At 51.7% G+C, this 23551-nt stretch carries 20 protein-coding genes and 1 CRISPR repeat array; of the genes, 11 read left to right on the forward strand and 9 right to left on the reverse strand.

Annotation, left to right across the window (positions count from 1 at the left end; genetic code table 11):
- Positions 1-178: 178 nt before the first annotated feature.
- The 6 genes from SNR34_RS05310 (at position 179) to SNR34_RS05335 (ending at position 6848) form a co-directional block, all read left to right on the forward strand.
- On the forward strand, positions 179-1219 hold the full coding sequence (locus SNR34_RS05310) for a helix-turn-helix domain-containing protein (protein ID WP_486182401.1): 1041 nt from the start codon (positions 179-181) through the stop codon (positions 1217-1219).
- A gap of 138 nt (positions 1220-1357) precedes the next feature.
- Positions 1358-2863 carry an alpha-galactosidase gene (melA, locus tag SNR34_RS05315; RefSeq protein WP_486181345.1) on the forward strand — a complete coding sequence of 502 codons (1506 nt, stop codon included), beginning with the start codon at positions 1358-1360 and terminating at the stop codon, positions 2861-2863.
- 237 nt (positions 2864-3100) lie between these two features.
- Entirely contained in the window at positions 3101-4288 is a 1188-nt protein-coding gene (locus tag SNR34_RS05320; protein WP_486181346.1) for an amidohydrolase, read from the forward strand.
- A 152-nt stretch (positions 4289-4440) separates the two neighbouring features.
- On the forward strand, positions 4441-5211 hold the full coding sequence (locus SNR34_RS05325) for an amino acid ABC transporter substrate-binding protein (RefSeq protein ID WP_486182402.1): 771 nt from the start codon (positions 4441-4443) through the stop codon (positions 5209-5211).
- 168 nt (positions 5212-5379) lie between these two features.
- A complete protein-coding gene (locus SNR34_RS05330; protein WP_236420218.1) occupies positions 5380-6039 on the forward strand; it encodes an amino acid ABC transporter permease in 660 nt (219 codons plus the stop codon).
- A 53-nt stretch (positions 6040-6092) separates the two neighbouring features.
- On the forward strand, positions 6093-6848 hold the full coding sequence (locus tag SNR34_RS05335) for an amino acid ABC transporter ATP-binding protein (RefSeq protein WP_290371486.1): 756 nt from the start codon (positions 6093-6095) through the stop codon (positions 6846-6848).
- Between the two features lie 308 nt (positions 6849-7156).
- Here SNR34_RS05335 and SNR34_RS05340 read toward each other — a convergent pair whose 3' ends face one another.
- The 6 genes from SNR34_RS05340 to SNR34_RS05365 form a co-directional block, all read right to left on the reverse strand.
- Complete coding sequence (locus SNR34_RS05340; RefSeq protein ID WP_486181347.1) at positions 7157-7411, reverse strand: DUF554 family protein; 255 nt, start codon at positions 7409-7411, stop codon at positions 7157-7159.
- Positions 7408-7560 carry a hypothetical protein gene (locus SNR34_RS05345; protein ID WP_486181348.1) on the reverse strand — a complete coding sequence of 51 codons (153 nt, stop codon included), beginning with the start codon at positions 7558-7560 and terminating at the stop codon, positions 7408-7410. Before SNR34_RS05345 ends, SNR34_RS05340 begins: the two co-directional genes overlap by 4 nt.
- 29 nt (positions 7561-7589) lie before the next feature.
- Entirely contained in the window at positions 7590-8912 is a 1323-nt protein-coding gene (locus SNR34_RS05350; protein ID WP_486181349.1) for an amidohydrolase family protein, read from the reverse strand.
- Between the two features lie 88 nt (positions 8913-9000).
- The gene (locus SNR34_RS05355; protein WP_486181350.1) at positions 9001-9609 is read right to left on the reverse strand and encodes a TetR/AcrR family transcriptional regulator; all 609 of its coding nucleotides are present in this window, start codon (positions 9607-9609) and stop codon (positions 9001-9003) included.
- 342 nt (positions 9610-9951) lie between these two features.
- Positions 9952-10390: a CRISPR direct-repeat array (repeat unit 33 nt; unit sequence GTCGCACTCCGTATGGAGTGCGTGGATTGAAAT).
- Between the two features lie 186 nt (positions 10391-10576).
- Positions 10577-11521, reverse strand: coding sequence for an EcsC family protein (locus SNR34_RS05360; protein WP_486181351.1), 945 nt, complete (start codon positions 11519-11521; stop codon positions 10577-10579).
- A gap of 79 nt (positions 11522-11600) precedes the next feature.
- The gene (locus tag SNR34_RS05365; protein ID WP_486181352.1) at positions 11601-12305 is read right to left on the reverse strand and encodes a hypothetical protein; all 705 of its coding nucleotides are present in this window, start codon (positions 12303-12305) and stop codon (positions 11601-11603) included.
- 762 nt (positions 12306-13067) lie between these two features.
- On the opposite strand from SNR34_RS05365, the gene SNR34_RS05370 reads away from it, so the two are divergent.
- Complete coding sequence (locus tag SNR34_RS05370) at positions 13068-13733, forward strand: DUF6709 family protein (RefSeq protein ID WP_486181353.1); 666 nt, start codon at positions 13068-13070, stop codon at positions 13731-13733.
- A gap of 347 nt (positions 13734-14080) precedes the next feature.
- On the forward strand, positions 14081-14380 hold the full coding sequence (locus SNR34_RS05375; RefSeq protein WP_236420261.1) for a DUF4190 domain-containing protein: 300 nt from the start codon (positions 14081-14083) through the stop codon (positions 14378-14380).
- Positions 14381-14666: 286 nt separating this feature from the next.
- Here the strand turns inward: SNR34_RS05375 and SNR34_RS05380 are convergent, their stop codons facing one another.
- Both SNR34_RS05380 and SNR34_RS05385 read right to left on the reverse strand, forming a co-directional pair.
- On the reverse strand, positions 14667-16853 hold the full coding sequence (locus SNR34_RS05380) for a YhgE/Pip family protein (protein WP_486181354.1): 2187 nt from the start codon (positions 16851-16853) through the stop codon (positions 14667-14669).
- Positions 16854-16911: 58 nt separating this feature from the next.
- Entirely contained in the window at positions 16912-17490 is a 579-nt protein-coding gene (locus SNR34_RS05385) for a TetR/AcrR family transcriptional regulator (protein WP_236420203.1), read from the reverse strand.
- 252 nt (positions 17491-17742) lie between these two features.
- On the opposite strand from SNR34_RS05385, the gene SNR34_RS05390 reads away from it, so the two are divergent.
- Both SNR34_RS05390 and SNR34_RS05395 read left to right on the forward strand, forming a co-directional pair.
- Entirely contained in the window at positions 17743-18291 is a 549-nt protein-coding gene (locus SNR34_RS05390; protein WP_486181355.1) for a hypothetical protein, read from the forward strand.
- A 53-nt stretch (positions 18292-18344) separates the two neighbouring features.
- Entirely contained in the window at positions 18345-18674 is a 330-nt protein-coding gene (locus SNR34_RS05395) for a DUF4190 domain-containing protein (protein ID WP_486181356.1), read from the forward strand.
- Between the two features lie 507 nt (positions 18675-19181).
- Here the strand turns inward: SNR34_RS05395 and SNR34_RS05400 are convergent.
- Positions 19182-20948: a methyl-accepting chemotaxis protein gene (locus SNR34_RS05400; protein WP_486181357.1), complete on the reverse strand. Its 1767-nt coding sequence runs from the start codon at positions 20946-20948 to the stop codon at positions 19182-19184.
- 421 nt (positions 20949-21369) lie between these two features.
- Here SNR34_RS05400 and SNR34_RS05405 point away from each other — a divergent pair, with 421 nt between their 5' ends.
- Positions 21370-23436 carry a CotH kinase family protein gene (locus SNR34_RS05405; RefSeq protein ID WP_486181358.1) on the forward strand — a complete coding sequence of 689 codons (2067 nt, stop codon included), beginning with the start codon at positions 21370-21372 and terminating at the stop codon, positions 23434-23436.
- Positions 23437-23551: the final 115 nt, after the last annotated feature.

Genomic DNA, 23551 nt, shown 5'->3' on the forward strand with positions numbered 1-23551 from the left:
ATCAGCCAAAATAGGATAAACGCTCCGCTCCGGCTTCCCCAATGTGCAGTGATGCATGTTGGCGGACAGCCGGAGTTTTGCGTTATACGGACAGCCGCGATGGGTCCAAACCTGCTACAATGGAGCCATGACGATATGGCAGAACGGACGGGGAGGTTAGGATATGGAACAGGGAAAGTTGAACGGGAGTTTGTACCAGCCGGAGCTGCGCGCGGGAGACTGCGGTCCGCGTTTTTACGCCTACTACTACAAGCAATGGGACGATTACGAAATGTCCCACCATGTTCACGATTCGACCGAAATCATGTACATCATCTCAGGCATGTGCAGAGTGGACGTCAAGATGCCGGACGGCAGCACGGAACAGGCGGTGTTGAAAAAAGGACAGTTCATCCTGCTGGATGCGGGCGTTCCGCACCGACTGCTGGTGCAGGACGGCGTGCCCTGCCGGATGCTTAACGTGGAATTCGGCTTTGCGCCCGCAGCGCCGGGCCAGCCTTCGATTCGCCAGCTCGCGCGGGAAGAGCAGGAGGTCGCAGCTCTGCTCGACGGAGCGTCTCCTTATCTGGTGCTGCCTGATCCGGAAGAGGTATACCACATCATGAAAAGCCTGGTGCTGGAGCTGGACCAGCGCGGCTTGGCTGCGCAGGAACGGCAGGATCGAACAGGCGCCGCCGCGCTTGCAGTGCCGAATCCGCTGCGCGTGCTTGCGCCCGAAGAACGCTCGCAGCATCGCGAAGCCCGCAACCTGCAGTTTCCCGAACAGGGCACGTTAGTGCGCACGCTGTTCGTCCAGCTGCTGGTTCGGGTGGCCCGCCTGCGCGGGGAGCAGCGCCGAAGCGCGCTTGACCAGACCGAGCTGTACGTGAAGCGCACGATCGAGTTCATGCATCAGAACATGGACCGCAGCATTCAAATGAAGGAGATCGCCGCAACCGTCAACCTGCATCCAGGGTATTTGCACCGCATCTTCCGCAAGCATGCGGGACGGACCCCTGCCGATTACCTGACGATGCTGCGCATGGAAAAGGCCAAAATGCTGCTGCAGCAGACCGACATTCCCGTATCGGAAATCTCGGATTACGTGGGCGTGGGCAGCCGCCAATACTTTCATATGCTGTTCAAAAAACATACGGGGCTGACGCCGCTGGAATTCCGGGCATCCATGGAGCGCCATGTTAGCCATTATCCGGATGGCAGCCATGCGGAGGGGGGATGAAAAGTGAGGATTTTTGACACCCTTTCCGCAAAAAGGTCATGATTTTGATAACGCTTCCCCGAAGGGCATTGCTACAATGGACTCATGTGGTGAAACAATAACCGAAGCAGTGTCTTCGGACAATGGGAGGACATGGGCATGTCGTTTAAAGTGGCCTTTATCGGGGCAGGCAGCATCGGATTTACGCGCGGATTGTTGCGGGATCTGCTGACCGTGCCGGAATTCAAAAACATCGAGGTGGCGTTCTGCGACATCAACCAGCACAACCTGGACATGGTGACCGAGCTGTGCCAGCGGGATATTCGCGAAAACGGACTGGACATCCAGATTCAACCGACGACGGACCGCAGGGAAGCGCTCAAGGATGCCAAGTACGTGCTGTGCACGATACGGGTAGGCGGGCTTGAAGCGTTTGCGACCGACGTGGACATTCCGCTGAAATACGGGGTGGACCAGTGCGTCGGGGACACGCTGTGCGCGGGCGGCATTATGTACGGGCAGCGCGGCATCGCCGAGATGCTGGACATCTGCAAGGACATTCGCGAGCAGAGCGCGCCGGACGTGCTGCTGCTCAACTACTCGAACCCGATGGCCATGCTGACTTGGGCCTGCAACACATACGGCGGCGTGCGCACGATCGGTTTGTGCCACGGGGTACAGCATGGGCACCATCAGATCGCAGAAGTGTATGGGCTGGATAAAAAGGAAGTGGATATCGTCTGCGCAGGCATCAACCATCAGACCTGGTATATCAAGGCGTCGCACAAGGGCGAGGACCTGACGGCAGGTTTGCTCGAAGCGTTCGAGAAACATCCGGAGTACAGCCGGACCGAAAAGGTGCGCATCGACATGCTGCGCCGCTTCGGGTATTACAGCACGGAATCGAACGGCCATCTGAGCGAATACGTGCCTTGGTACCGCAAACGTCCGGACGAGATCCAGGACTGGATCGACCTGGGCAGCTGGATCAACGGGGAGACCGGAGGATATTTGCGGGTATGCACGGAAGGACGCAACTGGTTTGAAACCGACTTCCCGAACTGGATGAAAGATGAGCCTATGTGTTTCGTTCCGGAAAAAAGAGGCGAAGAGCATGGTTCGTACATTATCGAATCGCTGGAAACGGGACGCGTATACCGCGGGCATTTCAACACCGTCAACAACGGCGTGATCTCCAACCTGCCGAATGACGCAATTATCGAAGCACCGGGCTATGTGGACCGCAACGGCATCTCGATGCCGCATGTCGGCGATCTGCCGCTCGGACCGGCAGCCGTATGCAACGTCAGCATTTCGGTACAACGTCTGGCGGTAGAGGCGGCAGTGCATGGCGATGACCAGTTGCTGCGTCAGGCATTCATGATGGACCCGCTCGTCGGCGCGGTATGCAATCCGAAAGAGATTTGGCAAATGGTCGACGAGATGCTGGTCGCGCAGGCGAAATGGCTGCCGCAATACGGCGAAGCCATTGCAGCGGCGGAAGAGCGGCTTGCGGCGGGCAACCTTATTCCGACGAAAGCATACGAAGGCGCAGCGCGGCTCAAAGTGAAAACGGTGGAAGAGATGCAGCAGGACCGCGATGCCGCCAACAAAAACGCGGGCGAGTCCGACAAGGGCAAAGATCGCGAAAAGGTACAGCAATAAGATACAGCAATAAGGTGAACTATAAAGTGAATCTATGAAGTGAAGCGATAAGATGAAGCAACAACATCGAAAGGCTTCATGATGCAAGGCGCAGCCGTTAGACGAGGGAGTCTGGCGGCTGGGCTTTTTTTGCATATGAAAATCGATTATACAAAGCGGGCCATTTGGATTATGATGGAATAACCAAGTAAGTTAATGTGTTTACATATAATAGCCATTTAATCTAGGAGGATGATAATGATGTCAACTATACCTGAACCATTGACCACCGAACTGATTGAGCAAGTTATTGCCTGGCGCAGGCATTTGCACCGGCATCCCGAGCTTTCGTTTCAGGAGCATGAAACGTCCCGGTACATCGCCGGCATATTGGAATCGTTCGGCGGACTGGAGATCAGCCGCCCTACGCCGACAAGCGTCGTTGCCAAGCTGATCGGCGCCCATCCGGGCAAAACGCTGGCTCTGCGTGCAGACATCGACGCATTGCCGATTGAAGAGGAAGCGCCGATCGAGGACGCTTCCCGCAATCCGGGCGTCATGCATGCCTGCGGGCATGACGGGCATACGGCCACGCTGCTGGCCGTGGCCAAGCTGCTTAGCGCGCGAAAGGAGCAGCTTCGCGGCGAGATTCGTTTTATTTTCCAGCATGCGGAGGAAATGCCGCCGGGCGGTGCAAGAGAACTGGTTGCGGCAGGCGTCATGGACGGGGTGGATTGGGTCGTGGGCGAACACTTGGCGTCCCTTCTGCCTGTCGGTCAAATAGGCATTGCCTATGGCGAAATGATGGCTTCGCCAGACAACTTCACCATTCTTGTCAAAGGGTACGGCGGGCATGCGGGATCTCCACATAGGGCGGTGGACGTCATCGCCATTGGCGCCCAAATCGTGACCAACCTGCAGCACATCGTGTCCCGGAATGCCGATCCGCTGGAGCGCCTCGTGGTATCCATTGCCCAATTTACCGCAGGGGCCTCCCACAATGTCATTCCGGATCAGGCGATCATCAAAGGAACGGTACGGAGCTTCAGCACGGAAGTGCGGGAAGAGGCCGAAAGAAAGATCGAGCGCATCGCCGGCGGAGTCGCTTCGGCGCATGGAGCGAGCATCGAGCTGGATTACGTGTACGGCTACGATCCGGTCGTGAATGACGAGGGACTGACCCGTACGATTGAAGCGGTGCTGGTGGAAACGTTTGGCCGGGACGCCGTCGTTCATCAACCCCCATCCATGGGCGGCGAGGATTTCTCGGCGTATCAGCGCGCCGTTCCAGGGACGTTTTTCAATATCGGCGCAGGCAATGTGGATAAAGGCATCGTGTATCCCCATCATCATCCCAAATTTATGATTGACGAAGCAGCGCTGCAGAACGGCATATTGGCTTTCGTTAAAATTGCGGAACATTTGCTTGAGTGGAACCGGGATTAGTCAAACAATGTTCAACATCTGGATATGCAGGATAGGATTAACCTTGCGAATCTCTCGACTCTTTTTCCATGCTATGTTATTATAAAAACTCTGATAACGTGGTAACGAGCTAAAGCGTTTTGCTGGCTATAGACATGGAGGGGTAAGAAATGATGAAGAAAAAGGGAATCGCACTGTTACTGATCAGCATGTTCATCGTTGTACTCGCGGGCTGTTCGGGCTCGGCAAGCAAAGACGACAATACCATCGTCGTAGGCATCGACGACAAATTCGCTCCGATGGGTTTCCGTGACGAGCAAAACGAAATCGTAGGTTTCGATATTGATTATGCCCGCGCGGCCGGGGAGAAAATGGGTAAAGAGTTCACGTTCCAGCCGATCGACTGGTCTTCCAAGGAATCCGAGCTGAACAGCGGCCGCATCGACCTGATCTGGAACGGATACACGATCACGGACGAGCGCAAGGAGAAAGTCCTGTTCACGAAGCCGTATCTGGAGAATAGCCAGGTGGTCGTGACGCTGGCCGATTCGCCGATTACGAAGCTGGACGAGCTGGACGGCAAAAACGTCGGTCTGCAAGCATTGTCCTCTGCGGCAGATGCACTCGCGGCAAGCCCGCTGAAAGACAAAGTAAAAGCTTCCGAATTCAAGGATAACGTACTTGCCCTGACCGACCTGAAAACGAAACGCCTGGATGCCGTCATCATCGACGAGGTTGTAGCAAGATACTACATGTCCAAAGAAGAAGGAACGTTCAAACTGCTGGACGAATCGCTCGCTCCCGAGCAATATGGCGTTGGCGTGAAGAAAGGCAATGAAGCACTGTTGAACGAGCTGCAAAAAGCTCTTGACGAGATGAACTCGGACGGCACGGCTGCCGAAATTTCGAACAAGTGGTTTGGCGAAAACAAGGTGCTGAAATAACAGGTTTGATCCGATGAACTTAGATTCGCAAAGGACCTGACAATATCGATTGAACGGCATGGCCTGAAACCCTTTATGCCGCCGTTCACTACCAAGTGACCCCGTATTTCCGATGGAGGCAATGCCTTCGTTGGAGTGCGGGGTCAACAGATTAGAGGAGATTGAATCATGAGCTGGGATTATATATCTACCGTATTAAAACCGATGCTGGACGGGGCGCAGACAACGATCATCATGTTCCTGGTCGCGATCGTATTGTCCGTGCCGCTCGGCTTCGGCATAACGCTGGTCATGCGCAGCCGCTTCAAACCGCTGGCCTGGCTGGCGCACGCGTACGTTTACGTTATGCGCGGCACGCCGCTGCTGCTGCAGGTGCTGTTCTTCTGCTTCGGCCTGCCGCTGCTGCCGGTGATCGGGGAGCATCTGGTCTTCGACCGCTTCGTGTCCGCAGCGATTGCGTTTGTGCTGAACTATGCCGCATACTTCGCGGAAATTTTCCGGGGCGGCCTGCTTTCCATCGACAAAGGACAGCAGGAAGCGGCGCAGGTGCTGGGGCTTAGCCGCTGGCAAACGATGACCAAAGTCATCGTTCCGCAGATGATCCGCGTGGTGCTGCCGGCAACCGCCAACGAATCGATCACGCTGGTGAAGGATACGGCGCTTTTGTACGCCGTGGCCGTGCCGGAGCTGCTGTATTACGCGCAGGCGGCGGTCAACCGCGACATGCAGCTGATTCCGTTTTTCTTGGCCGCAGTCATTTATTTGGTGATGACCCTTGTGCTGACCGTTCTGTTCAAGCTGTTGGAGAAACGTTACTCGTTTAAATAAGCTGCGGCGCAGAGGCCGCACTCAAAATCAATCCGTTAAAGGACTGTCTAAACATGTCACATATCATAGAAGTCAACCAATTGAAAAAATCGTTCGGCACGCTGGACGTCCTGAAGCAGGTTTCCTTCAGCGTGGAGCCGGGCGAAGTCATTGCCGTCATCGGACCGTCGGGCTCCGGCAAAAGCACCATGCTGCGCAGCCTGATCCATCTGGAGGAAATTACGGGCGGCACGATCCGCCTGCAAAATCAGGTGCTGGTTGAGGACGGACGTTACGCTTCCGGTGCGGACATTCGCAAAATGACCGACCGGATGGGCATGGTGTTCCAGCATTTTAACCTGTTCCCGCACCTGACCGTGCGCGCGAATCTGGAGCTGGCGCCGAAGACGCTGAAAAAAGAAAGCAATGCCGCTATTCGTAAGCGCAGCATGGAACTGCTGGACAAGGTAGGGCTGGCGGACAAGGCCGATACCTATCCGGGCAATCTGTCCGGGGGACAGAAGCAGCGCGTGGCCATCGCCCGCGCCCTCATGATGCAGCCGGACATCCTGCTCTTCGACGAGCCGACCTCCGCGCTCGATCCCGAGCTGACGGGCGAAGTGCTGCGGGTCATCAAACAACTCGCCCAGGAAAACATGACGATGATGATCGTCACCCATGAGATGAGCTTTGCCCGCGACGTGGCGGATCGCATTTTCTTCATGGACAACGGCGAGATCGCCGAATCCGGTACGCCGGAGCAAATTTTTGGCAATCCGCAGCTGGAGCGTACGCGTACGTTTTTGCAGCGGGTAGAGCTGGACGCCTAAGCCAGGCTGCACATCATAAAGAGCGAAATCATGCCGGACCACGAGGGGACCGGAAGATTCGCTCTTTTTTGCGTTGACGATACGATGTATGCTGATCGTAATTTACGCTGCAGTCTTCCGCGAGCGCTAACGAATCTCACACACCTTATATGGGCCGTTTTCGTGGTTTGCAGCACCTAACGAACCTGAGAAGTCTTATGCAGCGTAATTTGGGCCGTTCGGGCGTCATTTCACCATAATAACGTGTCTCAGGTTCGTTACGATTCAACGTGAGCTTTATTCCGGTCGGATAGGATGCGTCAAGTTCGTTACAGCAAAAATATGGGGATGAACAAGGCAGGCAGCAGGTTCAACACGTTGATTTTTGTAATGTTCAGAATGTTCAAGCCGGTGCAGAGCGCAAGAATGCCGCCAATGATCGTGATTTCGTTGATGACGCTGGTCGTCATGTATCCGGAAATGAGATCCGCGGAGAAAAATACGGCCGTTTCGATAACAAACAATATAAGTGATGTGAGCATGATGCCGATTCCGAAAGTGGAAGCCAGAATGAGCGCCGTCATCCTTCATTCAAACGGCCCGCACTGATGCCGATGATCAGGGCGCTGACGCCGATCACCTGGTTCAGGATGGATTTGTAGCTCTCATGGATGAACCTTTGGAGATGGCTCCGATCGTGCTGCCGCATATCATCGAAAAACAATTGATCCATATTCCAAGCATCGTGTTCACTCCTGAGGATTACCACACCGAATTTAGAAGTTGGTCGACTTCCGGGATTCGGGTGACGGATGGGGTTGGGATAAGATTGCCGTTGACCATGACCATGTTGACGTTCGACAAGGCTTCGATACGCTCCAGCGGGTTATGATCGAGGACGATCAGATCCGCGTTTTTGCCGACTTCAAGCGTACCGGTAAATTCATCCACGCCCAAAATGTTTGCATTGGTTCGGGTAGCCATCTCGATGACCTGTGCCGTGCTCAGACCGGCCTGTCTCATGTAATGGTCGAGTTCTCTCCACATGTCGTAATGCGTAACGAACGGCATCGCGGCATCGGTGCCGACACCCATCGTAATGCCGTGTTCAATGGCTTGATGCACGCTTTTCAACATGGATGTGTAAACCAGCCTGGAGTTTTCCTTCACGGTTGCGCTCACCTTTGTGACACTGGTGTCCAAGGATGCCGACGGATAAGCGGCTTGCAGAGTCGGGATCAGGGCCGTGTAACCATTCAGGGCATTGGGATTGTTTTTATACAGGTCGATGATTTCGTCATCCATTTCTGCGCCGTGCTCGATCGTATCGACGCCGCCTTTTAACGCCACTCTGACGCCTTCCGTGCTCTCCACATGGGCAGCGACCCGCAGCCCGATTTTGTGCGCTTCGTCGCAGATCGCGGCTACTTCGTCCACCGTCATTTGCAAACGGCCCGCTTCGCCGACCATTTTGGCATCGGTCACCCCACCGGTCACGCATATTTTGATCAAATCCACGCCGTGTTTCACATTGATGCGCACGTTTTTGCGCGCTTCCCATGGGGAGTCTCCCACCAGAGCGAGGTAGGGTGCGCCGTGTCCGCCCGTGACGCTCAGGAAAAACCCGGATACAAGCAAGTTCGGGCCAACGAACGCGTTGGCATTGATTTCATCGCGGAGCGCCACATCGGTGTAGAAAAATTCGCCGACGCTGCGCATCGTGGTCACCCCGGCATGCAGAGCCGTCAGCGCATTGCGTTTCATGCGTTTTATCAGCACGCTTTTTCCGAATTTCGTGTTCAAAATGTGGTTGTACGCAAATTGCAGCATGCCTTCGCTGGCGGACAGCGTGAACGGCTTGCCGTCGGCGAACAGGTGAACGTGGGCATTGATCAACCCTGGCATGACATATTTGCCCGCAAGGTCGATCGTTTCATAATGGGCGGGGATGTCCATTTCGTGTTCTTTGCCGATTTGTTGAATGCGTCCGTGTTCATCGACCAGAATGGTCATGTTTTTGGCCAAACCTTGATGCTGGTCGCCGTGGATTACATTGCCGTTGGTGAATGCATAGGCCTTTGTCATCATAAAATCCTCCTTGAATGCGATGTATAATGAATGAATAATTCATTTTTGGGGCGAAAAAAAGGGCACAAGGTATGTCCGGCTTTTTTTACTCGTTCAAGCTTTTCATACCGTGCAGTCTGTAAATGCTCAACGCTTCGAAAATACGTCTGCGGCTGTCGTCGCTCATCTCTCTTTTCAGCAGATCCAGATTCATGTCGATGACATTGTGGGCGATGATGTTGAGCATGACCATGTTTTCTTCGTGGCCGATTTCGTAGCGTTTATACCGATCCTTGAGATAGGCCTTTTTGGTTTCGATCATCAGGTCGACCAGCTCGTTTTTGGCGTTGGTGTACGTGGTACCTTTGTTTTTTTCGAAAATGATCACGATCTGTTTGCTGTACTTCGTCAACACGTCCACTTGAGCCTGAAACAGGGCAGACCGCTCCTCGCTGTCGGCGCCGTCGAAAAAATGCTGATTATCGAAATGAATCGTCTCGACCAGCACGTTTTTCAGGTATTCCACCAAGGTGGGCGGCACGACGGAGTAGAACAGATCCTTTTTGTTTTTGAAATAGGTGTAGATGTTGCCAACGGAAATGTTGATCTCGTCCGCGATATCGCTCATCTTGGCGTCCACAAACCCTTTTTCGAAAAATACCTTTAACGCGGCATATTCGATTTCTTTTTTGACTTCGTCTTTTTTGGACTGCAATCGGAACGTCTCCTTAAAAGTGAATGGTTAATTCGTTATTAATGTAATCCTGTTTTTGAGGCTTGTCAAATCATCGGATGTTGATAGGGGGAACGGAGGAGATGTGGGGCAGTGTGGTGTGTGCTGTGGATGGCAGGATTATTGCGGTTGTGGTATCATTGGTGCAAATGCCAAGCTCACATAAATTTCCTGGGAGATTCGCACCTCGAAAAATGTCGAAAAGATCGTTTTCGTGACCATTTGGCAATGAAGAGGGATGCTTTGGTTAAGAGAAGGTACTAAAAATGACGTAGGAAAGTTCATTATTTTGAATTGAGTGCGGTTTATACGTTATTTTTCGCTGTCGCACTCCGTATGGAGTGCGTGGATTGAAATATCAACAAAAACAGAATTGCAACAATTCCGCCAAGGGTCGCACTCCGTATGGAGTGCGTGGATTGAAATAGCACAAGATTGTGTTGTTTGATTAAATCCCTGTAGTCGCACTCCGTATGGAGTGCGTGGATTGAAATCGGAATGCTGAAGCGATCAAAAAACTTGGTGTTTGTCGCACTCCGTATGGAGTGCGTGGATTGAAATCACATGTATCCGAAGAACACGAACGCAAATAAAATGTCGCACTCCGTATGGAGTGTGTGGATTGAAATACCTGTCTTGATCGTCAATTCGTGGATCGTCGGGTCGCACTCTGTATGGAGTGCGTGGATTGAAATATGGCCGCAAAAGCCGTAAAGATCCAAATGCTGAAGTCGCACTCCGTATGGAGTGCGTGGATTGAAATTTTTTGTCAGATATTTTATTACATTCAGCTAACGTCGCACTCTGTATGGAGTGCAAGGTTTATAGTGTAGAAAGGTAGGCCCTTGAGGGCAACGAAAAAAGCCCGGCATATGCCGAGCTTTTTTGAGTGAGAACCGATTTGAGTATCCGGCTAAAGATAATTTGCGGTAAAGTCATCTCTCAGCGTTTATACGGGAACCTCCTGTAGTCTTTTCACTTCCAATTGAATGAAATGATGGACATGATCCTGTCCGTATTTATTGTCCAGATAAAGCTTGCGGAAATAATTTTTGGCATTGGTGTGGTTCATTTGCTGAAAAGCCAGGTTAAGTCCTGCATTAAAAACGGCACCTGCAATGGGCACGATCATGCCCAGTTCCTTTTGCGTGATGACGACGCCTAATCGCTCAGCAACCTTTTGCACGAGCCGGATGAGTTGGGGACAGGATTTTTCGATGACTTCGGCGGTCAATTCCCCAGCCATTCCTTCGGCAAACTTGGTTGCAGCCCTCACTTCGGAAAAGGCCAACGATTTCGCCGCCAGAAACCCTTCATCCGAAGCGGATGATGTTGGTGCCATCGCCGCCAAGACATGCGGAATATTCATCGGATCAGCTGTGGAGTATCCATACGACGCCGCAATTTGACTTACATGCCGGGACATCAGCGTCATGGAGGCGGTCACGTCAGCTGCGACGGTCACTGGAAGCAACAGTCCGCCTGAAAGAGTTGTTGCCATTCCCAATGCTGCGCCCTCGGCCGTAACCAAAAAACCGTTGCTGACATCAAACGTATCTGCCACGATATCCATCTCTCTCAAAGGCAAGCCGCGGATCTCCTCTAGACCGGCAATGCGGATATTGTGTTTTTTCATGTATTCTTTGCGAATGGCATCTTCGCTGGTTAATGCTTTGGCCATTTTGATCGTTCCCCGCAAAGAAGACTCAATTGTGGAGTCGATGCGGGTGATGGCTTTTTTGATCATCTTGCTATTGGATGAATGAGCGGCCTCCATGAGTTTAGACACGGGTTTTCCGGCGACTTCAAGCGCAGCTTGGACCGGATTGACCGAAACTTGGCTTTTGGCCATTTCCCCAATGACAAATTGTTCGTACTCCGTAAAGGTCGGCATGATGATTTCCCTCCAGTACAATCGAATGATGATTCCACGCCAACAGCGGACATCTCAAGTCAAAAGCATCCGCCTGGGTTTAGGCTTTGTAGTCTGGGTTATGCTGTTCGTATCCCCCATTTGGACGGTTCACGCTGGTATCCCCGTCGCCATCCCTGTAGTACCCCTCGACGTGCGTGCCGTCTGCGCGATCATAACCTTCGACATAATGAGGTTCAACGTGGTGAGTATTCGGATTTTCGATCGTAGCGGTATCGGTCTGCTCGATATTTGCTGTCGCCGTTGTATGTTCAATAGGCGCTGCATGATTTGGGTCGCTTTCGGCTGCAATTTCACCTATTCCATCTGCACCATCCGCCACGTCAAGTATGCCGACTGCAATGACACTCACCGCCGCGGCAGTGACCAATCCTTTGGCACCGTGCTTCACGCGATCCAGATCCTCATCCTTGATGCCCGTAACGACATCTTTGCCGTTGTTGTAGACGTATTTGGCAGAAGCAACGACGCCTTTGGCGGTATCAGACACAGCGCCACCAATGTCGTTCAAGCCATGATCCACCGTGGCTCCATCGTTTGTAATTACCCCTTTAGCGACATCATATACACCGCTGGCAAGATCGCCCACCGTGCGTCCGGTATGTACGGTTGCTTTTTCAACGCCGTTGCCGACTTCTTTGATGTATTGGCTGCCTGTGACTTCACCAACAACCCGGACGGATCCGCCGAGCACTCTGCCTGTAACTTTTCCCGCGAATTGCCCCAAATCTTTTAGGAAGCTCATATTGTCATTCTCCTTAGACACGTTAGGTACTCAAAGTGCGTCGTTTTTCTTATCCATAATTGTATTATATACGGTTATAAGGGGAAAAGCGGCGCAAAGGTTTGGAAATTTAGGTGCGAACCTCATGCTCACATGAATTTCCCGGGGGATTCGCACCTCGGAATTTGTCGAAAAGATCGTTTTCGTGACCTTTTGGCAATGGATTTGCTCCATTAGTTGAGTGATGTATAATAAAAAAGATGAAGTTACGTAACGATTGTTCCGATTGACACATTTGTTACGTCATTTTTTGCTGTCGCACTCCGTATGGAGTGCGTGGATTGAAATTTACGGTGGTACAAACATGGGGAAAATCGTAAATAAGTCGCACTCCGTATGGAGTGCGTGGATTGAAATTTGCTGATAATGCAACGTACCCACCTGACATAGGTCGCACTCCGTATGGAGTGCGTGGATTGAAATCGCGAGAGAGGGCGGCCGTTAATGAGCTCGTCTAGTCGCACTCCGTATGGAGTGAGAGTGGATTGAAATATCCAATGTTGATCAACCGCATTCTCACGGCCCGCGTCGCACTCTCTATGGAGCGCATAACAACAGAAAACCTGGAATGCGACAAAGATGCGTAAACGATTGTTTACGCATCTTTGTGTTGTTTCATACGAGGTTGGAAGAATAATTATCAAGACCAATTCTTCATATTTTTCCCTGATTGACCGATAACTACTATGAAGTGGAAGAAATAATTGGGAAGGGGAGAATTAATTGCAAGAACAATATGCTTTAGAGAAGAAGAGAGTCATACGTGGCTTTCTGATTGCAGCTGTGTTGGCCACACTCGTGTTCGGAGGTTTTATCGTCTCAGGTTTGATCAACAACGCGAAGTATGCGGAGGGGCCCAGAGATTTGAACCATTTGGATCCGGGAACCCTAAAGGCAGGGGACTACGTTGAGGTACAGTTCGAGAAGATGCACCAAGCTTTTGCCAGGTATTATATGCAGCGGGAAGGAAATGATCTGGAGGTGAATCACTACCTGTATTACATCTATCCTTATCAAGAAAAAGGACTCATTGTGCAAGTGCTCGCACAACATTCATCCCGATACGACCAGCTTGCGTATTCTTCGAATAATGGCGAACTGTCTATGGATACCACGATATACAACACGGGCAGTATGCAAAAGATAGACCCCGAGATTAAGGGGCACGCCACTGAATATATGAAGGAACTTACGGGTACCGAAAAACCATTCGAGGAAGAGTTCTGGCCTTATATGCTTAATTTGGACATTCCTAAGGAAATTGGAGAGGATCAGTCGTCGTTCATACTTCAAATTCTGGGAGGCATTTATCTAGGCATTATTCTATTGGTCGGTCTAATCGTACTCGGAAGATTGAGTGTGCTGAAGCATAAATACCGTCAGTATTAATACATAAGATTGGGCAAAATAACGTTGTAATAAGCGTGAGCTGATTCAACTGTGATTGCAAAAATCCTCCAAATCATGTGATCTGAAATAAGAAAGAGCCCAAAAACCAGGGGATAACTTCGATCCGAATATGTTTTTGACTGTTGGTGTGGTCACATATAAAATGACTTGTTCAACTTCTTTACAGGGCCCCATAAGAAAATTTTTACGAAACCCTTAGCATTTACAAAATATGGAGTATGATTCTACGCACGATCAAGTATAATGGTAGTCAATGAAATGAATGGGGAGGATTTACCTTGGAACATCGTCAGAATGATTGGGATCAGAATTTTCATGATCCACTCATGCCACCGCCACCACCATATATGCCGCTGAAAACGAATGGCAAATCGATTGCCGCACTCGTTTTGGGGATATTGTCCATCATGATTCCATACCTTGGATTTTTGATCGGGATCGTTGCCATCATCTTTGCAGCACTGGCCCTCAAAGAACTCAAGGTTCGCATGGAGCAGGGGAAAGGACTGGCCATCGCCGGTCTCGTCTGCGGAATCATCGGTACAGCGATTTATGCCATCATTATGTTGATTCTTCTCATTGTCTTCTTCGCGGCAGCTGCCGGAAGCAGTTATTACGGCTACTAAAGCCCCATTGAGAGATGGAGTCGGCCATTCTGATTGCATGGTCATACTGACATCTTAGTTTGGATGATAAAAAGACGGTCTTCAGGTCATTTGCGGATGATCTGTAGATCGTCTTTTTTTGGCGTGGTAAGGGTAGATGAGGCAGCATCCAAGCGATGAAAGTCAGTTACATTTCAAAAAAAGCAAGGCCGTGCATGAAGCGACGACCTCTCGCGATTGGACCGAGTTGGGCGAACATTTCATGCCAGCCTTGCTCTTTTAACGATTGGACGTTCACCGATAAAGATTAAGCATGAAACGCCGCTTCCCCTTGAACTTGTTCGACGTTCTCTTTACGGTGTTTCATGAAATACGCAAACGTGGCACCAAGGCCGATGACGGCAAAAATGCACATGATTCCGAGTTGATCCCAGGCTACGCCGAACAAGCCGCTGCTAATGATCGCTTTGTAGCCTGTTACCGAATAGGTCATCGGCAGCCATGGATTGAAGCCTTTCATCCAATCCGGAATGAGCTCCAGCGGGAAGGTTCCGGCACTGGTGGTCAGTTGGAATATCAACATCAGAATGGCGATGAAACGTCCCGGATTATCCAGCCAGGTCACCAGCGCTTGTATGATGAACATGAACGTCAAGCTGGTCACAAAGCTGAACAGCAGGAAGAGCGGAACGCTTTGGACCTCCAGCCCGAGTCCGTACAGCACAAGCAGGGAGGCGAGCAGCGACTGCGCCGCGCTCATGAGGCTGAATGCCAGCGTTTTGCTGACGAACCGATTCCAGCTGCTGGCTTCAGCCACGGCGCCGTCACGCACCGGCACGACCAGTGTGGCGATCAGCGCACCGACGAATAGACCCAGGGACATGAAATAAGGCGAGAATCCCGTACCATAGTTCGGAACTTCATTATATTTCTGTTCTTCGACCTGAACCGGCTGCGCGTACATGGATACAAGTTCATCTGTTTTGGTGACGCTGGACGTTTCCTCTGCTGCTTCATTTAACTTGTCGGCAAGCGTACCCGATCCGTCAGCCAGCTTGACGGTGGCATCGTTGAGTTTGCCCGCGCCTTCATCCAGTTGGCGGGAGCCGTCCGCAACCGATGCGATGCCTCCAGCGAGCTGCTGCACGCCATCGGTGAGCCGACCGGTGCTGGCGTTTAACTGTCCGGTGCCCTGAGCGAGCTTTGCTCCACCCGCCGCGGCTTCGGCCAGCTTGGCGTTGAATTGCTTCATATTGTTCGCGAGCTGATCCTGCCCATCGGCCAGCTGCGATACCCCTTGCAGCAATTGCTCCTGGCCCTGCACAAGCTGCGAACTGCCCTGATGCAGCTGCTGTTGGGCAGCTTCCAGCGTCCGGCTGCCTTCAACGAGCTGCTGCCCGCCCTGATAAACCTGCTCGCTGCCTGCGGCAACGGCCTGGCTTGCGGCGAGCAGCTTCTGCACTTCGGGGGTTGCCGCCAGTTGCGGGCTGCTCTGCGCGAGCTGCTCGAGCCCTTGGGCCACCGCTTTCGCGCCATCGGCGACTTGGCCGCTGCCCGCCACCGAGGCTTGCAGTCCGGCGGAGAGCTTCGCCGCGCCTTCCTCGGATGAGGCCAGGCCTGCATCAAGCTTGGCTGCGCCGTCACGCGCGGCCTTGGCACCGCTCAGCAGCGACTGGCCTCCGGCGGACACTTTGGCGGCTCCTGCCGTCAGTTGGTCTCCCGCATCGGACAACCGGGACAAACCGCCCGAGAGGGTAGAAGCGGCGTCATGCAGTTTGCCGGCGCCTTGCGCCAATTGTTTCGCGCCGGTTTGCAGCGTTTGCGAACCGTTTTCCAGCTCGCCCGCGCCGCTGGCGAGCTTCGTCAGATTTTCCTTGAGCGTGGTTGCGCCGTCATGCAAACGGGATGCGCCGTCGCTCAACTGTCCGGCACCGTCCCCTGCATCTGCCAGTCCGTCCGAGATGACGGCTACCTGGTCGAGCAACGTTTCCGTATAGGTTTCCGTGACTTTGGCGGACACTTTGGCTTTGATCTGTTTTACCGCCGTTCCCCCGATCTGGCCTGCGAGGAAGTTGTATCCTTCGTTTGGTTCATAGATCAGTTCGGCAGGCTCGGGATGATCGTCCATCAAGGTGGTTGCACGGGCGGAGAAGTCCTCGGGGATTACGATCGTCATATAATACGCGTTATCCTTCATGCCCTCGTCGGCCTGTTCGCGTGAGACGAACTGCCAGTTGAAGTCATCGCTTTTTTTCAGCTCGTCGACCAGATTCTGCCCGACTTCCAGCGTTTGCTCATTGTAAGTTGCTCCTTGGTCATTGTTGACCACCGCGACAGGCAGTTCGTTCATTTTGCCGTAAGGGTCCCAGAAAGCTTCCAAAAACATGCCGCTGTACAGCACCGGTATAAACAGCACAACGACAATCGGTATGATTACTTTCGGTTTTCTGAGGGCGGACCCGAGTTCCCGGAAAAACACAGTCATTGATTTCATGATGTTCTCTCCCCATCGTTTCTTGTTCTCTCTATATGGATTGCATGCGCGGGTTCCTCTAATTCGGGGATAGTCCGTTCTTGAGGAACGGCCCGACAAATGCCTTAATCTGCTCCTTATGGAGCGCAGGATGCACTTTGTTCCAATCGGAGGCCAGGGTGACGTACAGCTTAAACAGCACAAATGCGACGATCTTCGGGTCTTCCTGCCTGATCTGTCCCAATGTCATTGCACGTTTGACCTGCCGCTCCAAATATTCGAGAATCGCCGTTTCCACCTTTTGCAGCCCTTCCTTCGCCTGCGGCGTTCCGAAATCATGAACCTCCTGAAAGAGCTTCAGCAGCAGCTCATGCTCCTGCCTGTACTCCAGCAAAACATCCATGCTCTCATGCACATTGTCGAGAAAAGAGTGCTCTTCTTTCACGGTTTGCTCCGTAATTCGTTTCATGTCGGCAATGATGGAGTGCAAAATTTCGCGGAACAACTCTTCTTTGTTTTCGAAAAAATTGTAAATCGTGCCTTTGCCCACATGCGCCAGTCTGGCCACTTGCTCCATGGTCGTTGCCTTATAGCCAAACAGGGAAAAGGATTTCTCCGCAGCGGAGACGACCTGCTGCCTTCGGTTGATATCGGCCATGCATATTCACCTCCTTGTCAGAAAGGATGTTGATCTCATGTACTCGTGGTACCTGATTTAAGGAATTGACCAATTTACTATATCGGTCATTCGGTCGAATTAACTGTAGCATCTGGACCAGAGATCCGCATGTGATGTTCGTCATACTTTTGGGAGGTAATAGAGGAAATGGGGAAATGAAAAGAGGGAGTAACAATAATGTCATCCACCTATTGGGTGATTATGGTACTTTTTGTGAATAGGGGGGACGTCATGAAAAGGTTAGGCATTTGGCTGCTGCTTGGTCTCTCGTTGACAGGCTGCTATGGTGAGAAAGAAGCGACGGAAACTTCCCGTCTTGAGGGGATCGGCAGTGAGGCAGGTCGTGTAGATGAGCTGGAACAACTGCGGAATGAAAATGCAAAGTTAACGCAGCAATTAGAAGCGCAAAATGCTGGTCTGGTGAATGAAGAGGAATTGCAGGGGAACATCCGGGAGACGATGAATCTGGCATTCAAGCTGATTTCCGCCATGGAAAACGAGGACTATGCTTACATGGAGTCCGTGGCTTCTTCTCATGTTGACATCCTCAAAGCGCAAAATTCGATCCGCTTTGAAGACGGCGAGCATAAATACGAAACGGCATTTCTGAAGAACGTCCGTCCGGGAGATTTGGAGTTCAGAGGGTACCATCAGGAAGAAGCGAATCGCTCTGTTCTCATGCTGGCTCGGCTCTATGATGAAGGGTACGCGGAGTTGGTGTTCAATTACATTCGTGCCGAAAACGGGAGCTGGCAGTGGGATGGTTTCTTAACGAACTGAACACCAATACCCAGGTAATGGAAACTATTGAAGAGAAGTAGGGAGAGCTTACTTTGGAACAGCATCAACCTGGTTGGAATCAGCATAGATTACCCCCACCTCCGCCTTATGGACCAAAGACGAACGGTAAATCCATTGCCGCTTTGGTCTTGGGCATATTATCGATCATCGCTCCGTACGTGGGGCTCCTGATCGGCATTGCTGCCATTATTTTTGCGTCGTTGTCTCTTAAAGAGATCCAACGCAATCTGGAACAAGGACGGGGAATGGCCATTGCAGGCCTGGTATGCGGCATCATCGGCACGCTTATTTATGCGATACTGTTTGTGCTGCTTTTGCTTATGGTCTTTTTATACAACGAGGTATCCGTGTCGGGGTTGTGATAGGGTTTTTAAGGAGGTAAGACAGGATTGCTGCAACTCAGACAAAGGTTGATTCAGTCTGTAATCAGGTGCGAACCCCAAGCTCACATGGTTTTCCTGGGGGATTCGCACCTCAGAATTTGTCGAAACATAGCGAATCACAACCTTTTGGCAACACTTGGCGCAGGAAGTTAGCATAAATAGGTGATATCGATCGTTGGAAGTTGCGGAATAACGTGTTAAATTGTTTAGGAGAAAGACATATACGTCTTTTTCGCTGTCGCACTCCGTATGGAGTGCGTGGATTGAAATTGTAAAGGGGCGGGGCAGGATGTTTGCCCCGATATCCATACGCAGTGCGTGGGTTGAACTTTTGAAGCTGATAAAGCTAAAGCTGTAATCTTCTTCTTCCAGTCACACTCCCAGGCACCAGCAACCAACAAAAAAACCAAGGCATCGAGTCAACAGCTCAGATGCCTTGGTTTTTTGCGTAATAATGGTCTTCTTTTTTGGTCGGTTAGAAACTGATCAGTTTCCTTTTACCTTAAAGAACGAAATCAGTTCCTGCAGCTGCTCCGAAACCGCGGACAGCTCGTCGGAAGCTGTAACGATGGAGGCCATGGAGGCTTCCTGCTCGGCCACGGATTGCTCGATCTGTTTCGTGCTGCTTGCCGCCTTGCTGACGCTCGAGGACAGTTCATCCGCCGTGGCGGACATTTGCTCCGTGCTGGCCGAAATTTCTTGGGTGGAGCTGGAGATGTCCTGAATCTGATTGGCGACTTTGCCCGTCGCGGACAGGATATCCTCGAAGAATACGCCGGTTTCGCTAGTCACGCTCATCCCTTTTTCAACCTCTTGGGAACCGAGCTGCATCGCTTCGGCGGACTGCAAGATGTCTCTCTGGATCTCGTCGATCAGAGCACGGATCTGCGTGGCCGATTCCTGAGATTGTTCTGCAAGTTTCCGGACTTCTCCGGCCACCACCGCAAATCCTCTGCCTTCTTCGCCGACGCGCGCCGCTTCGATGGAGGCGTTCAGGGCAAGCAGGTTGGTTTGCCCGGCAATGTCGGTAATGATATTGACGATGCTGCTAATCTCGTTGGAACGGTTCTCCAAGGATTGGATGGACGCGTACGTGTTCTGTACCGCGCCGGATATCAGGCGCATCTGATCAATGACTTGCTGCATGATCTCATGGCCGGAATTGGAGCGCTGCTCCATGGTCAGCGCTTCGTCGGCCGCGTCTGCCGAGCTGCTGGCGATCGTCTGCACCACTGTGGACATTTCGGTCATGGCACGGGCGCTTTCTACGGTAGCCAGATTCTGTGAGCGGAGTCCCGCAGAGATTTCGCGGATGTTGCTGCTGATCGATTGAATGTTTTCGTTGTTCGCGGCCGAGATCTCCAACAGCTTTTTGGACGAGTCCGAGAGGTGGCCCGACGTCGTTTTCACCTTGAACATCGTATTGTTGATGCGTTCGATCATCGTATTGAATTTTTCGTTGATGATGCCCAGATCGTCCCGTCCCGTTTGGATGGATACGTCGAGGTTGCCCGTGCTGACTTCTTCGATGCCCTTCATCAGGTTGCGGATCGGACGCAGTGTCTTTTTCAACAGAACGTACTGAAGCACCATGAACAGAAGCAGGAAGCCGATAAGGAACATCAAACCGTATGTAAGCAGTTTGTCCAGTCCTTTCGGAACTGCGCTGGCATCGACGTCGAAAAAGAGAGCGGCGTAAATGGACCCGTCGGCATTGTTGATCGGATACATCAAGGTGGTCCATGTTCCATATTCATCCGTATAGAAATCGCTGAAGGCCGGTTTGCCGTCGATTTTCATTTGTTCCAGGACAACGACGTTATTTTCGGGAAGAGGGTACATGGCGCCTGCGGCCAGATTGCTCTCCTCAAAGGGCTCCAACAAATTGGTAGGAACCGCAATAATGGACGTGCCGTTACCTTGCTCCAGTTCCGAACCGAAAATGTACGCTTGCGCGATGTTTGGATAAAACTCATGGATGGAGTCCAGATACGTTCTAAGTTCCGATTGTACGGGACCGGAATAACTTTTTTCGTTGACAGCCTCGGCGACTTTGCCGGTGTCCAGGTCGTTGTACCATTTTTCGGTAATGACGGTGGCCTGGTCGTGCAGCTGTTCAACCAAAATACTTTTTTGCAGCTGATATGCTGCCGTAATCAGGATTATACCGATCAGCGTGATGCTGCCGAACGAGATGATCAGGTTTTTTGCGAAAAATGGAAGGGTACTCCATCGAAACTTTGCAAACAACATGGTTCACTCCTCTTAGTTTGTATTTGTCGAATTTTCATGTTTGTGCAACTTGCTTATTCCTATCCATGATGGAAGTATTATACGTGTTCATATTATATTTCCCATATATTTCATTTGGAGGGGGTATATTTAACTAAAATAAGCTGTACAAACATGAGGCATTCAAGAAATATATCGGATACTAAGTAACTTTTATGTTAGTTTTGGAATCAAAAGGGTGCTAAAGGACCAACATTTGAAACGCATTTTCCGCGTTTCTTTCACATTTATGTTTATTAATGAATATTTGCGCAAATCTCAGGTATTAAATTTACAACGATTAACTTCTTCTTGGATTTAAGATTCATTCAAGGTTTGTCTCCTAGACTGGGTATATAAGCCAATGTTTTGCTTACAGAAACCAAAAGGGAGGACTTGATACGTGAATAGGGTCATGAAACGTTTTGCAGCTGCGGCACTGTCGCTGTCGATGGTTGCGGCGCCTCTGGCATGGACGTTGGGAACGTCGACCGCCTATGCCGCGGAAGAGGGAAGCACAACATCCACGCCAGCGTATTCTTCGCTGTTTGAGGGAGACCGCGTGATCGATGTGAAGGTGACGATCAGTGATGAGGACTGGGAGAGCATTCTCGCCAGCCCGATGGACAAGGAATACAAAAGCGTAAGCGTAGAGGTAGACGGCAACAAGCTCGATAACGTCGGTTTTTCCACCAAAGGCAACATGACGCTGAGATCGGTAGCCTCGATGGAGGATTCGGACCGTTACAGCTTCAGACTGAAGTTCGACAAATACGATAAAACCCAGACGCTGCTCGGATTGGACAAAATGGTGCTGAACAACAACTACACCGACCCGTCTTACTTGCGCGAATACCTGCATTATGAGGCACTGCGCAGCATCGGGATGGACGTGCCGGAAACGACGTTCGTCAACCTGTACATCAACGGCGAGTTGTTCGGATTTTATACCGGGGTCGAGTCGGTAGACGACAGCTACCTGGAACGGAACTATGGCGAAGGATATGAAGATGGCGTTCTGTACGATACGGAAGAGAAAAGCTATTTGCAATATGAGGAAAATGAGGAGTACAGCACCCTGACAAAGGATTTGGGCTCCGACAAGGACAAAACGAAGCTCAAAAACTTCATTAAAGTGCTGAATGACATGCCGGATGGCGAAAAAGGCGAGATCGAGAGCGTACTGGACGTCGATTCCGCGCTCAAATATATTGCAGGGAACGTTGTATTCGGCAACTATGACAGCTACAACGGGGACAAAGGGCATAACTACATGTTATACGGTGACGCCAACGGCAAATTCAGCGTCGTGCCGTGGGACTTTAACATGTCTTTCAACGGATACTCCGCTGGAGGCGGTGGACGTGGAACGACAGGCACCACCGCAACAAACACAAATGCAACGACCGCATCCATAGATGAACCGGTACTGGGCATCAGCATGGATAGCGTGCCAATGATCAGCAACCTGCTGGCCGTGCCGGAATACAAAGCGAAGTATCTCGGCTACGTGAATGAGCTGACCGATTACCTTGAAGGCATTCAAGACCGGATCGCCGATCTTTCCGACCTGATCCGTCCGTATGTGGAAGCCGATCCAAGCAAGTTCTACACGATGGAACAGTTCGAGTCCAACATTACGTATTCCGCAAATGCTGAAGGAGAGGGAAGTATGGGCGGATTCGAGGGCATGACGCCTCCTGAAGGGTTTGAAGGCATGACACCTCCGGATGGCATGACGCCGCCGGAAGGATTCGAAGGCATGACGCCTCCGGATGGAACGACAGCGCCGACGAGACCTGACGGTACGGCAAGCGGAATGGCGGATGGCAGCGACGAGGCGGCGGCTGCCGGGGATAACGGCAGCACGGCAGGCAGCATGCCAACGCCTCCGCAAGGTGGTTTCGGCGGCGGGCAAGGCATGGGTAACATGGCAGCCGGCTCCTTGACCACCTTTGCGCTCAACCGCCTGGCCAACCTGCAGGAACAGCTTGGACGCGAAGTAACGCCATTGCCGGAAACGTCCGATGGGGCAAGCCAATCAACGGGTACGGATGCTTCTTCCGGTACGAGTGCAGGAACAGCTGCGGGCAATGCTTCCTCAGGTTCAACGAACAAGGATATTTCCGTAACGCTGGACGGCAAAACGGTATCGTTCCCGAATCAGGCACCGATTCTGAAAAACGGAAGAGTTATGGTTCCTGTGAATTCGATCCTTGAAGCGTTGGGTGCGAAAGTCACTTGGGACAAAACTGCGAAAACCGTAACCGCCGAACTGGGCGAGCAAACGCTGGTCATCAAGATCGGCAGCAGTGCAGCCACGCTAAACGGCGCATCGCTGGATCTCGGCACACCGGCCATCCTTCAGAACAATCGCACGCTTGTGCCGATTCGCCTCGTTACCGAGGCATTGGGAATGAAAGTGGACTGGGACAAGACGGCTTCGCAAGTGAGCCTGACATCCAAGTAAGCAGCTTGTGAAAAGAGCAGGGACGTTGATGCAATGATGCATCAACGTCCCTTTTTGGGCTGACGAACCTCAGACACGCTATTCGGTCATCTTTGGGTGTATTTTTCGGCTAAAG

The sequence above is a fragment of the Paenibacillus sp. XP01 genome (assembly GCF_057364885.1).

Excerpts from the sequence above, each read along its gene's own strand:
- melA (WP_486181345.1), top strand. The coding sequence starts at position 1,358 with ATGTCGTTTAAAGTGGCCTTTATCGGGGCAGGCAGCATCGGATTTACG.
- SNR34_RS05320 (WP_486181346.1), top strand. The coding sequence starts at position 3,101 with ATGATGTCAACTATACCTGAACCATTGACCACCGAACTGATTGAGCAA.
- SNR34_RS05325 (WP_486182402.1), top strand. The coding sequence starts at position 4,441 with ATGAAGAAAAAGGGAATCGCACTGTTACTGATCAGCATGTTCATCGTT.
- SNR34_RS05330 (WP_236420218.1), top strand. The coding sequence starts at position 5,380 with ATGAGCTGGGATTATATATCTACCGTATTAAAACCGATGCTGGACGGG.
- SNR34_RS05335 (WP_290371486.1), top strand. The coding sequence starts at position 6,093 with ATGTCACATATCATAGAAGTCAACCAATTGAAAAAATCGTTCGGCACG.
- SNR34_RS05340 (WP_486181347.1), bottom strand. The coding sequence starts at position 7,411 with ATGACGGCGCTCATTCTGGCTTCCACTTTCGGAATCGGCATCATGCTC.
- SNR34_RS05345 (WP_486181348.1), bottom strand. The coding sequence starts at position 7,560 with ATGGATCAATTGTTTTTCGATGATATGCGGCAGCACGATCGGAGCCAT.
- SNR34_RS05350 (WP_486181349.1), bottom strand. The coding sequence starts at position 8,912 with ATGACAAAGGCCTATGCATTCACCAACGGCAATGTAATCCACGGCGAC.
- SNR34_RS05360 (WP_486181351.1), bottom strand. The coding sequence starts at position 11,521 with ATGCCGACCTTTACGGAGTACGAACAATTTGTCATTGGGGAAATGGCC.
- SNR34_RS05365 (WP_486181352.1), bottom strand. The coding sequence starts at position 12,305 with ATGAGCTTCCTAAAAGATTTGGGGCAATTCGCGGGAAAAGTTACAGGC.
- SNR34_RS05375 (WP_236420261.1), top strand. The coding sequence starts at position 14,081 with ATGCCACCGCCACCACCATATATGCCGCTGAAAACGAATGGCAAATCG.
- SNR34_RS05380 (WP_486181354.1), bottom strand. The coding sequence starts at position 16,853 with ATGAAATCAATGACTGTGTTTTTCCGGGAACTCGGGTCCGCCCTCAGA.
- SNR34_RS05385 (WP_236420203.1), bottom strand. The coding sequence starts at position 17,490 with ATGGCCGATATCAACCGAAGGCAGCAGGTCGTCTCCGCTGCGGAGAAA.
- SNR34_RS05390 (WP_486181355.1), top strand. The coding sequence starts at position 17,743 with ATGAAAAGGTTAGGCATTTGGCTGCTGCTTGGTCTCTCGTTGACAGGC.
- SNR34_RS05400 (WP_486181357.1), bottom strand. The coding sequence starts at position 20,948 with ATGTTGTTTGCAAAGTTTCGATGGAGTACCCTTCCATTTTTCGCAAAA.